This window comes from Aporhodopirellula sallentina SM41 (assembly GCF_000346505.1).
GTDB classification, from domain to species: Bacteria; Planctomycetota; Planctomycetia; order Pirellulales; family Pirellulaceae; genus Rhodopirellula; species Rhodopirellula sallentina.
In genome coordinates this window covers 16210-28192 of sequence record NZ_ANOH01000458.1, presented here as the reverse complement: position 1 = coordinate 28192, position 11983 = coordinate 16210, and the positions used below count along the sequence as shown (strand labels likewise).

The following is an 11983-nucleotide window of genomic DNA, read 5'->3' as shown; positions in this document are numbered from 1 at the left end:
AATCGCCGAGGCCGAGGGCAAAATACCCGAAATCAGCAGCGTCGCGGAAGCGAAGGAACTCGAAGACGAAATTGATAAGGCGTCTTCGGAACTCGAGCTGCTTACCGAAACGGTTAGCAACCTGGAGATCGAGGACGCGACCAAGCGAACTCAGATTATCGATGCGATTGGAGATGTTTTTGCGGACGTCAACCGTGTTCGCAGTTCGCTCAAGAACCGTCGTCGTGATCTGATCGGCATTGAGGGCCGTGCCGAGTTTGCGTCGCAGATGAAATTGCTGCAACAATCGACATCGGGTTACCTCGACGTATGCGATACGCCTGAACGTTGCGATGAGTATCTCACCAAAGTGATGGTCGGGCTCGAGGAACTCGAAGGTCGATTCGCCGAATTTGATGAGTTCATTGAGACTCTCGCCGAACGACGCGAAGAGGTCTACACGGCGTTTGAATCTCGCAAGGTGGCTCTGGTCGAGAAACGCAATCGTCGCGCTGAATCCCTGTCGTCCGCTGCCGATCGGATCCTCAAAGCGATCTCATCGCGTGTGTCGTCGATGGATTCAACCGACGCGATCGCCGCCTACTTTGCAGGCGACCTGATGGTCGGGAAGATCCGTAGTCTGATCGACGAACTTGATGAACTCGGCGATTCGGTTCGGGTTGGCGACTTGCAGGGACGGTTGAAGGTAATCCGTGAGGACGCGACTCGCGGGTTGAAAGACAGACAAGATCTGTTTGAGGACGGGGGCGACATCATCCGGCTCGGCGAACGAAGGTTTGCCGTCAATACGCAGCCACTCGACCTGACGACCGTGTTGCGAGGCGGTGAGCTGTGTCTGCATCTAACGGGGACGCAGTATTTCGAACCGCTGCGTGATCCGCGACTGCAGGATGCACGCGACCTCTGGGACCAACCGCTCGTCAGCGAAAATCGTCATGTCTATCGTTCCGAGTTTCTCGCGATGGATCTTTTCGAGCAACTCACGTCTGGAGCATTGGCTCATCAGACGACCGTGGATGCCGCGTGGGTTGCCGAGCAAATGAACGGTCGCTTTGATGAAGGCTACGCCAAAGGGGTTCACGACCGTGACACCGCCGCCATCTTGAACGCTCTGCTGTCGATCGACCGACAACTCGGATTGCTTCGTTACGAACCAAGCCTGCGAGCGTGTGGGCAATTTTGGTGGAACCGGATTCTTGATCCGAAAAAACAATCCGAGATGAAGCACTGGATTGCCGGCTTCGCAAAGTTGGCTCGGGCGTACCCGCATGCGGAACCCGCCGTGCAATTCCGGGAACGATTGGCGAGCCTTGCGGGCGAAGATCTTTCCGTCTGGCAACCTCTGTTTGGCGAATCCATCACGGCCGAACGGCTCGCCGAATATCTGTTCAACGAACTGCTCGTGGCACCGACGAAAGCGACCGCGAGTGGTCACGCCGTCGAATTGCTCGGTGACTTTAAGAACGCATTGCCGCAGAGCGATCGCCAGAAATGGTTGATCGCCGGATTGAAGCCGAATGCGGACGATCCCGTTCGCTCGTTTATTCTGGCACGCAACTGGTGCGACGCGTTTATCAAAAAGCGACAACCCGATGGTGTAACGGCCTCGACCGATGGCGACGCTGAGTACCGGGATGAACTCGCCTGGCTTTTGTTGTTGGAGATCGAAAGATCTCATGGCGATGAGGCGGAAGCACCGGACGGAGCTAAGAACGATTTGCTCGAACGTCGGTTGCAGGTAGTGGATGTCCCTGTCGCGATGGAGGTTGATTCTCTCGTCGGCAGCCATGAGCGAATCGTCGATGGGGCAATGACGGTGCACTACCACGAGTTCATGCGCCGGGTGGGTGAGTATCGTCGTTCTGTTGTGCCGCGTTTCCATGCGTTACACGAAGCGAAGTCGACGTTAGTGGACGCGGAGCGAGAATCCATGCGTCTGGATGAGTTCAAACCGAAAGTGCTCAGTAGTTTTGTCCGCAATCAGTTGCTCGACGAAGTTTACCTGCCGATGATTGGTGACAACCTCGCCAAGCAAATGGGAACGGCGGGTGAAGATAAGCGTACCGATCGGATGGGTTTGTTGCTGTTGATCTCGCCGCCGGGATACGGAAAGACAACGTTGATGGAGTATGTCGCCAATCGTCTCGGATTGGTGTTCATGAAAATCAACGGCCCTGCGATCGGACATGGGGTGACGTCGCTCGATCCCGCCGAAGCACCCAACGCGGCCGCACGTGAAGAGGTGGAACGGTTGAACCTGGCGTTGGAGATGGGCGACAACGTGATGTTGTACCTCGACGACATTCAGCACACTCATCCGGAGTTATTGCAGAAGTTCATTTCGTTGTGCGATGCGACGCGAAAGATCGAAGGCGTGCGGGACGGCAAAACACGTACCTACGACCTTCGAGGCCGGCGTGTTTCCGTCGTCATGGCGGGGAACCCGTACACCGAAAGTGGCGAGCGTTTTCAGATACCTGACATGCTTTCCAACCGTGCCGACGTCTACAACCTAGGTGAGATTATTGGAGATCGCGCCGACTCGTTCGAGATGAGCTACATCGAGAACTGTTTGTCGAGTAACTCGACGTTGGCACCTCTGTCCACAGCGCCACCGGACGACGCTCGAAAGATCGCGATGGCGGCGCAGCGTGACTCCATCGAAGGGGTTGAACTCGAGAGTAACTTTTCGCTCGATCAAGTCCGTGACATGTTCGAAGTCATTCGCAAATTGCTGCGTGTCCGTGACGTCGTTCTTCGCGTCAACCGAGCGTACATTCGTTCGGCCGCGCAGGCGGATGCGTATCGGACCGAACCTCCATTCAAACTGCAGGGCAGCTATCGGAATATGAACCGAATCGCTGAGCGTGTCGCGCCGGTGATGAATGATACCGAACTGCAGACATTGATCGTGAGCAACTACGAGCAGGATGCGCAAACGCTCACGTCCGACAACGAAGCCAATGTTCTGAAGTTCAAAGAATTGATGGGGATCCTAACGCCGGACGAACAAGCCCGATGGGACGCGATCAAGTATGCCTTCGTCGAGAGCGTTCGCATGGCCGGAATGGATAGCGAGGATCAGGTCGGTCAAGTGATGCGTCAACTGGCGTCGATGCGCGACGGGTTGGAGTCGATTCGCCAGGTCATTGCGAAAGCGATTGCGATGGAAGATCATTCGGCCGAACAACGCATGGACGCACGTGTCGACTCGTTGCGTCAATCGCTCGTGGCGATCGGAGATTCCATTGGCCAACGATTGCAATCCACCGGGGAACAAATCGAAGAGCTGACGCGGCAACAATCGAACACGCCGGTCGAACAAAAGGTTCTCGTACAACACAAGGTTCCCCGGGTGATGGCTGAACTGATCAAAGGCCAGTTTCATTTGATGCAGGAGTGGATGCGACCACTCCTGAACGAGTCGATTGACAATGGGCGTGACCTTGACCGGTTGCTCAAACAGCTCGACCAAATGATGCAGACTTATCAGCAGGTGGAAGAGGCTCTCGATCCGGGCGATCAAGAGTAGCGGAATATGCCACCAGTGGTGGGCTGCAACCGATGAGCGGCTGAAGTGGCAGGATCGCGAGCTGAACTGCACACCGTTCAAGGTTGGCTGAAAACATCGAACGCGGCATGTTGGCAACGTCGATTTTTCTGCGACAACTTGCCCCAGTTTGTTTGTAAGGACGTGGTTCGGCTAAGTTCTATGTGATGAGAATTGCCGCAAAGGCGTGACGCGGACGCTCGTCTGCTACGACGGCCTGGATGCGCCGTGAAGACTCCGCTATGGTCGATTCTATCCAACCGAATCACCGGAAGCACGCTCATGCCTACTCGCAACCTACGCAGAATAATTTCTCCGAAACGTGTGGTGGTTATCGGTGCGAGCCAGCGGGAGGGAAGCGTAGGAAACACGGTCGTCCGGAACCTTCAAAAGGCCGGGTATGCCGGAGAGATCGTCGCGGTCAACCGTCACTATGATCACGTTGAAGATGTGCGGTGTGTCAATCGTGTCTCGGACGTGGATGGCACAATCGATCTCGCTGTGATCTGCACGCCGGCAAAGTCCGCCCCGGGGCTAGTCGAAGAGTGTGGTGAAGTAGGTGTTCGCGGAGTCGTGATTCTCTCTGCTGGCTTTCGCGAAACGGGAGAGGATGGGCGAGAGTTAGAACGACGGTTGCTTGCCGTCGCCAAACGCTATCCGAACATGCGAGTGATCGGCCCAAACTCATTGGGAATCATCTCCACGCACTCTGGTCTGAACGCGAGCTTTGCGGATACGTCGCCGCGGCGCGGGCATATCGCACTGCTGACACAATCGGGAGCGCTTGGTACTGCGATGTTGGATTGGGCGGAAAAGGAAGGCGTCGGTTTCTCGCACTTTGTTTCCCTGGGAAACCTGATCGATGTCACCATCGCAGATCTGATCGATTTCCTCGCGGAGGATCCGCATACGGAGTCGATCGTCATGTACATCGAATCGATTGCTGATGCTCGAAGTTTCATGTCCGCAGCTCGGGCATTTGCGAGACAGAAGCCGATAATTGCTTACAAGTCAGGACGCTTTGCAACGACGGCTCGGGCAGCGGCGCTGCATACCGGAGCGATGGTTGGGATTGATGCCGTCTATGACGCCGCGTTTGCTCGCGCGGGAGTGGTGCGGGTGGAGGAGTTTGATGATCTGATTCACTGCGCCGAACTGCTCGCTCATCACAAGCCACCTCGTGGGGCGCGTTTAGCCGTGGTCAGTAACGCGGGGTCCGCGGGGGTGATGGTGGCCGATGCGGTTTTGCAGAAGAAATGCAAGCTCGCTGAGTTTTCAGAAGACACGACCGTCGAGTTGTATAAAACGCAGCATGACGGAGATTCGGCGTTGGTTGCCGATCTCAGCGGCGAGAGGCAACGCAGTGGTTTGGATGGGAAGGATCCATGCGAGCAGTTGATCGAAAACACGCCCGCTCATCTTTTGAAAAACAATGACGAAGGTGCAGGCCGATGCACCGGAGTGGTTAATCCCGTTGATTTGTTCGGTGACGCCACTCCGCAGCGATACTCCCGCGCGGTTCAGACTGTGCTCCAGGATGAAGGGGTGGACGCTGCGATCGTGGTGCTGACACCGCAGGCGTTGACTGACGCGACCGGTATCGCGGATGCCTTGGTCGAATCAGCACGGCATATCAGCAAACCGATTCTCGCGGTTTGGATGGGCGGGCAGCGGGTTCGTCAGGGGGCGACACGGCTCGCACAGGCGGGGATACCCGTTTACGACACACCGGCCAAAGCGGTGCGTGCCTTTTCGTATCTTTATCGTTATTCAAAGAACCGAGAGGTGTTGCAGGAAACGCCCCGGACGATGCCGATTGAGTTTCATCGCGATCGGGCGGCGCTTCGTGAATCGTTCGCGTCATTGATGTTGAGCGAGTCGGAGTTGTTGTCCGAGTCGAATTCGAAGGCATTGTTGGAAGCGTACGGGATTGCGACGACTCGGCCGATTGTCGCCAGTCACGCCGATGAGGCCGTTCGCTACGCCCAACAGGTTGGATTTCCCGTCGCGGTTAAAGTCTTCTCTCCCGACATCGTGCACAAGACAGAGGTGGGCGGTGTGATCCTCAATGTTGCCGATGCGGATGGGGTGCGAGCCGCGTTCGATGAAATCCAAAAACGGTGCCAGACACGCCGTCCCGATGCCGATTTTCGCGGTGTCACGGTGCAGCCGATGGTTGTCGATCCGTACGGACGAGAGTTACTGATCGGAGCACGACGTGATCCGGTCTTTGGCGCGGTGATGTTGGTAGGCGCCGGAGGAGTGGATGCCGAATTGCTACAGGATCGTTCGCTCGAACTGCCACCACTGAACGAACGGCTCGCGCGTCGAATGCTCGAGCGGTTGCAGTGTTGGCCGGTGTTGGGTGAGTATCGCGGCCGGCCGCCTGTTGATATGGATCAATTGTTGAGTGTTCTGCTGCGGTTTTCCTATCTTCTCGCCGATCACCCCGAGATCGTCGAACTCGATGTCAATCCGCTCCTGGTCACACCGGAACGCACGATCGCGTTGGATGCGAACATCGTGATCGACCTGGATATGCCCAACGATGGCACGACGTCGCCTGATCGATCGCCGCAATTTCCCCATTTGGCGATCCGACCTTATCCGGACGAATACGTGCGTCGCTGTCGGCTCGCCGATGGCACTCAATTCATCCTGCGGCCGATTGCTCCGGAAGATGAGCCGAAGTGGCGTGAGATGTTGGCGACCTGTTCGGAGGAATCCATCCGGTTGCGTTTCCGTTACCTGTTGCAGTGCAGCAACCATGACCTCGCGGCACGGTTCTGTTTTACGGACTACGAGCGTGAGCTCGCAATCGTGGCGGAAACACACCGCGACGGTAAGACTGAAATCGCGGGTGTCGGACGGCTCGTGACCGATTCCAATCACGAGAAAGCAGAATTCGCGGTCTTGGTCGCCGATCCTTGGCAAGAACGTGGGCTCGGCTCTTTACTGACCGACGAGTGCTTGACGATTTGCGACGGATGGGGCATTCGAACGGTGACGGCGGAAGTGGATCCACGCAATCACCGCATGTTACAGATGTTTGCCCATCGAGGGTTTACTCGAGATCTTACGGACGAGGACGATATCCTCGTCAGCAAGCAACTCTAGCTCCATTGATTCGCGATATCGTCGGCGAGCAGGGACAGAAGATCGTCGTCGTCGGAATCGTCATCCGAACTCGAAGGCGAGTCGGCAGGCGAAGCAACGACATCTTCATCTTCTTGCGAACCGCCGATGACCTTGGCTTCCGATGTCAAATCGGTGATCACGGTGTCGGTAGGTTCACCTTCTGCTGATGATTGCTCAGCCGGAGCGGGAGCAATCGCTTCGCCGCTTGGACCCGTTGTCGCGTTGAGTTCGTTGATGACCTGCAACGCGTCGACTGCGGTTACGTATCCGTCACCGTTGACATCGTAGTAGTAGGTCCGATCGCTTGATGCGGCGATTTCGCCCGATGCCTCGCGACGCGACATTTCGTTGATGACGATCAGTGCGTCAATGGCAGTCACAAGGTTGTCGCCGTTGACATCCGGCGGCATCACGGTGTTTTGTAGTGGTTCACCGGCACCGGTGATCACGATCGTTTCAGAATCGTACTGGATGTTTTCGACAGGAACCGGATTGTCGTTCTGATCCAAGAGCGTGTCTTGGAATGGGAAGCGATCGGCTGGCGATCCGGTAACGGTAGTGGTTCCAGGTGCGACACCGCGGAAGTAGATCGTTGCCAACGTGAGGCCCGATCCACCGAGGCTACCCTGGTTGGATCCGAATTCGTCAATCAGTCCAGGTCGATCGTTCACACCAACCGCGGGATCGAGCAAGAACTGTGGATCGAATTCGACATCAAAGTCGAAGACGTCTGGGTCGCCACTGTTGTCGACCGGAATGGTCGACAGGAAGTCCGTGTTGTAAAGGATGTCGAGGAAGCCGGCGAATACCGCGTCGGATGGCGGACGGCCGCTTCCCAGATCGATCGCGTCGATTCGCAAGCCGAAGCGTTGGCCAACGGGAACCGAAGTGATTTCTTGGCCGGATTCGTCGACGAACGTGAAGTCATAGCTGACCAGTGGATCATCGACCGCACCGACCGTCATGGTCACTTCAGCAACGCTTCGCACGGTGCCAAAGTCAGGGCTTTCGACCGTCAAAATGTAGGAGAAGCGATCGAATCCAGAGAAGCCAACGTTTGGCGTGTATGCAAAGTAGTCGTTGGATGGATCGTTGTCCCCACCCACGTCAACTCGGGTGAGCGTGCCGTTGAGCGCCGCTTCTTTCAACGTCAACTCAGTGACGGTGTCGTTGTCACCGATCAAGTCATTGTCGAGCACATCGAATCGTGCCGCCGAGGCTGCATTGATGGTCGCGCCGACGGAGTCCACTCCGAGTGGGAACGAATCATCGAGAGCCACTGGGAAACCGTCCCCGAGAGGCGCGATTTCGATCTCGGTCGAGCCGTAGCGGATCTCGTCGTAATCGAGCACTTCTGGGTTGGTATCGGTGATGAGCGTCGTTTCACTCACGGCGGCTTCGGTCGGATCGGTCTTGAACGTCGCCAATCCAGAGCCAGTGGCTTGCATTGTGATCGTGAAGACTTCTTCGAAACCGGTGAACGATGCCAAGTCGTTTGAGCTGCCGATCGTATCGAGGTTGCTAAACGATTGCGTGCTGCCGACTTCGTCGATCAAGCCTGGTGTGAGCGAGTTTCCGAGTTGGAAAGCACCGGCTTGGAACTTAGGTCCGAAGGTAATGTCGAACGGGAAGGCGTCGCTCGGGTTGGTATCAACCGTCGTCACGAGTTCCGCGGTGTAGAGCAGGTCGACGAACGCGGACTGCAGACCCTGGATGGCCTCAGTATCGGCTTTCGAGATGTCGTCAACCGACACTCGTACGCGGAAAGTTTGACCGGCCTGAAGGGTTAACAGTTCGGTGTCGTTGTTCTCATCGAGAATCTCAATCTTGTATTCGGCTTTGTCGTCTTCGAGCGATTGTGGAGTGAGCACAACCGTACCGATCGCTTGGTCGGACGTTTGCCCGGAGTCGTCGGTGATCGAATAGGAGAACTGTTCGGTGCCGACGAAACCGTCCGCTGGTGTGTACCGCACACCACGGCTGCCCGGTTCGATCGTCAGCGTACCACCGCCGGTGCCGCGTGAGACTTGAGTGATCCGCAGTCCGCCGTCGACCGATGCGATGTCATTGTCGAGCAGATTGAGGGGAACGTTGGTCTCGTTGCTGGCTACTTCAAAGATGTCATCGACCGCGATTGGTGCGTCGGTGGCAAACTGCACGTTGACGAATACCGTTGCGGTATCACCGTCACTGACGGTGTACTGGAACGTGTCTTGACCGGTAAATCCGTTTGGCGGTGAATAGAGAATAACCTGGTTTCCGGCAGAGCCAGAAACTGAAACGATTCCGCGGGTACCTGTGGTGTTGAGATTGGTAATCGACAACGGATCACTTGGCGTGCTGAAGTCGTTTGCCAAGACGTCAATTGGATAGGCAACCGCATTTTGCGGGACGATCGGGAAATCATCGCTCGCCGAGCCGCCGGTGTTGCTGGCCGCCAAAATCCGGATCGGATGGTCTTCGACTTCACCGGTATCCGCACCACCGCCGACTCCGAGTCCAGGAGTCAGGCTGTATCGGAAACGGCTGAATGTGTCGAGCACGCCATCGTCGGTTCCGTCGATGTTGATGTCGAAGCTGGCCGGAAGGGTGACATCAATGTTGTGTGTCCCTGTTCCGAGGACCGCATCGGTACGGATTTGCTCACCCGCATCGAGGAAGTCGCCGTCGGCATTCAGGTCGAGCCACGCTTGCAGGTAGCCGGTGCTGCCGGTTGTGTTGGTCAGCGTAACGGTGATCGTTCCGGTTGCACCCGGGCGGAGTGCAACGCTCTGCACGACTCCGTCTTCATCATCGATTTGGCCGGTGGTCGTGTTGACGACGTCGTCGCCAGTCGCGTCGTCGCTCGGTACGCCGTCGGATTCTCGGTCGATCTCGGTGCCGATCGTCAGTCCGGTTACGGTGCCATGGCTCGGTCCGCCCGCAGCGATGCTGGTCATGTAACTGTCAGGGGCGTCACCGTAGTCTCGTGACGGAAGTCCACCGAAGTGATAGTTGTTGCCGAGTGCTCCACCGGTGTAGTTGATAACCCATTCACCTTCGGTGTTGTTGGGCAATGTCCGGATGAAACCGGGCTCTTCGACTTCACGAATCGCGTACTCACGGCCGAGTACGGGGAGGTCGAGAGTGTAGAAGCCGTTTTCGTCGGTGATGTCGAACGGCTCGCCAAGGTCGGGACGGTTGTCGCCATCGAGGTCAGCGTAGATGTACGCTCCTTCAACGCCCGGCTCGCCTTCATCCAGGGCTCCGTTGCCGTTCAGGTCGGAGAATTTCTTGCCCGTGACGTCTGGATTGACTTGTCCGAACCCGAACGTGGGCGCGGTACCGCTAGACGTCGTGTAACTTTGCGACGTCGAAGTGGTCGGCGTGTAGTTGGTCGGTGTCACCGCGATGACGGTGTAGGTTCCCGACGCGGCGAAAAGGGAGTACAAGCCGTTCGCGTCTGTGACGGCACTGGCTTCGGTCGAATCTTGCACGCCGTTGTTATTGGTATCGGCAAAGACCGTGACACCCGCGAGTCCTGGGTCGCCGGTTCCGTTGCCGTCGCCGTTGAGATCGTCGAAGACGCGACCTGACGACGCACTGCCGACGGTTCCTGTTGCCAGGGTGTGTGAGATTGTGTCGGCGCTATAAAGGGTGCCGAAGGTGATGACACCGTCAGGGTCAACATAGTCGGTTCGGAAACGCACTTCGACGTCGTCCGCAGTTCCAAGGATGCCGTCAACACCAACGCCCAGACCGTTTTCGTTGTTCAAGGCTCCGCCACCATCGATGAGCGATGGCGTCAGATTGTTTCCATCGGTGTGGTAGAGGCCAAATACGTGTGCCAACTCGTGTGTGGTTGTCGCACCGATTTCCAGCCCGAGAACATCGAACAGACTAAAGGCGGCACTGGTCTCAACCCCTTCGGCCGCGGCAACTTCATTGTCGAGCCAGACCAACACGGTCTCGCTCAAGTCAAAGTTCCCGACGTCAATCGTCTGTGCGAGTCCTAACAGGCCTGCCCCGTCGATCTCATCGAAGGAGTTGATCGAGCCAAAGACGACCCGAGTGACCAGCGGGTCGTCGCCTGGATCGGGATGGTCAAAGCTGTTGAGGATGGTGATTCCATAATCACCTGGGGTTCCTGTCGTGCTGTACGACCCGTTGGAGCCATAAACTCCGATGTCTTCGAATTGTTGCTCAACGGTTGCGACGATGTTCTCGGCAACCTGTTGATATTGATCGAACGACGAAACCACCACGCCAGCTTCATCGAGCGTTTGCGTGATGTCGGGGATACGGAATCGCCCGCCAACTGGAAGGCCTGGCTCGGCGGTCGCAAAGTTAAACTCGTCACGGGCGAAACTGCCGCCATCGAAATCCAAAAAGACAACTTGGCCTTCGCCGACCGCGAGGCTCTCTGTGACCGGACGATAGGTCCGCAAGCCAATGTTATAGGCGGACAGTCCGGTTTCGGCCGAAACTGCGATCGTGTAACGACCGGTGAAAGGAACCACCTGAGCCGCGTAGGCGTTGCCGAGAGTCTGCAACGGCGAATCGGCAGGATAAAGCGATGGATCTAAGTCGTCTTCAAACGCATCTTGCCCGAACCAGAACCTGCTGCTGCTTTGACTCGGATCGGCCGAGTTCGGCAGGAAGACGTCGAACGATGAAACAGCACCGAGGGTCGCGATATCGAGAACATCGCCCGCCTGCAGATCGAAGCTGTAGTAGTCGACGTCACTCTCGATCCGCGTACCGGAGAAGGTGAAGCTCACCGTTCCCGAAATGTCGATCGTGTCGCGTTGCCCCGACAGATTTCCGAGGGGGATGAACTCGGCGTCCTGGTAGAAATCGTTTTCACCAAACAACTGCGGAGCTTCTTGCTCGGTATAGGAGAACGACGATACGGCTCCGATGTTGCGCGGGCCGTCGTAGTCGTCGGCGTTGGCAAACGAACCGAGACCGTTGGCGGCGAGCAGTTGACGATTTTCCAAGCCTTCCATCATCAAACGACGGGCTGACTTTCGGCGAGCTTTCGTCTTGTCGCGGCGACGGCTGCGTCGGCGACGGGAGGAGCCAGTAGCATCGGAAGATGGGGTCGAGGAGTGTGACCAATCCGACGACGTGTGGGAGGACTGACGAGGGTTCATCGAGGGTCTCTGGCGGAGGGGGCCCGTGGGACCAGAATAGGAAAAGCGATAGCAGACAGCGGCGTCAATTTTCTCATCTCGTACCCAGTTCGCTCGGATAAACCGTCTGGAACGAGACGGATGCAAATTTTGGATAAATCCACGTCCGCGGATCAGCGAG

General features: G+C 56.9%; 3 protein-coding genes. 2 read left to right on the top strand and 1 reads right to left on the bottom strand.

Annotation, left to right across the window (positions count from 1 at the left end; translation table 11 throughout):
* The coding region (locus RSSM_RS29920) for a DUF7902 domain-containing protein (RefSeq protein ID WP_044304029.1) at positions 1-3532 on the top strand (3532 nt) is incomplete at its 5' end.
* Positions 3533-3832: 300 nt separating this feature from the next.
* Positions 3833-6667 carry a bifunctional acetate--CoA ligase family protein/GNAT family N-acetyltransferase gene (locus RSSM_RS29915; protein ID WP_044304028.1) on the top strand — a complete coding sequence of 945 codons (2835 nt, stop codon included), beginning with the start codon at positions 3833-3835 and terminating at the stop codon, positions 6665-6667.
* Here RSSM_RS29915 and RSSM_RS29910 read toward each other — a convergent pair.
* Positions 6664-11823: an Ig-like domain-containing protein gene (locus tag RSSM_RS29910; RefSeq protein ID WP_044304027.1), complete on the bottom strand. Its 5160-nt coding sequence runs from the start codon at positions 11821-11823 to the stop codon at positions 6664-6666. The two genes, RSSM_RS29915 and RSSM_RS29910, sit on opposite strands and share 4 nt — an antisense overlap.
* Positions 11824-11983 lie beyond the last annotated feature (160 nt).